A 940-nucleotide genomic window follows, 5' to 3' on the forward strand; every position below is an offset into this window, starting at 1 on the left:
CTTCAAAGCCTCCCACCTATCCTACACAGATTGATTCAAAGTCCAATGCAAAGCTACAGTAAAGGTTCATGGGGTCTTTCCGTCTAGCCGCGGGTAGATTGCATCATCACAAACATTTCAACTTCGCTGAGTCTCGGGAGGAGACAGTGTGGCCATCGTTACGCCATTCGTGCAGGTCGGAACTTACCCGACAAGGAATTTCGCTACCTTAGGACCGTTATAGTTACGGCCGCCGTTTACTGGGACTTCAATCAAGAGCTTGCACCCCATCATTTAATCTTCCAGCACCGGGCAGGCGTCACACCCTATACGTCCACTTTCGTGTTTGCAGAGTGCTGTGTTTTTATTAAACAGTCGCAGCCACCATTTTATTGCAACCCGTTCATCCTTCCACAGTAAAGTGGTCAAACTACTAGGGCGTACCTTATCCCGAAGTTACGGTACCAATTTGCCGAGTTCCTTCTCCCGAGTTCTCTCAAGCGCCTTAGAATACTCATCTCGCCCACCTGTGTCGGTTTGCGGTACGGTCTCGTATGACTGAAGCTTAGAGGCTTTTCTTGGAACCACTTCCGATTGCTTCGTCGCACATGGCGACTCGTCTCGACCCCTTGAATTACGTGCCCGGATTTGCCTAAGCACCTTCTATGAGTCAAAAACTGACTATTCCAACAGTCAGACAACCTTCCGCGATCCGTCCCCCCATCGCATCATACGACGGTGCAGGAATATTAACCTGCTTCCCATCAGCTACGCATCTCTGCCTCGCCTTAGGGGCCGACTCACCCTGCTCCGATGAACGTTGAACAGGAAACCTTGGGCTTACGGCGTGCGGGCTTTTCACCCGCATTATCGCTACTCATGTCAGCATTCGCACTTCTGATACCTCCAGCATCCTTTACAAGACACCTTCGCAGGCTTACAGAACGCTCTCCTACCATAT

General features: G+C 50.6%; 1 rRNA gene. It reads right to left on the reverse strand.

Features of this window, described 5'->3' with window-relative positions:
- Positions 1–940 (reverse strand): 23S ribosomal RNA (locus tag AC3A6F_RS25290); the annotation flags it as partial.

The sequence above is a fragment of the Massilia sp. Soil_C_3 genome (assembly GCF_057657035.1).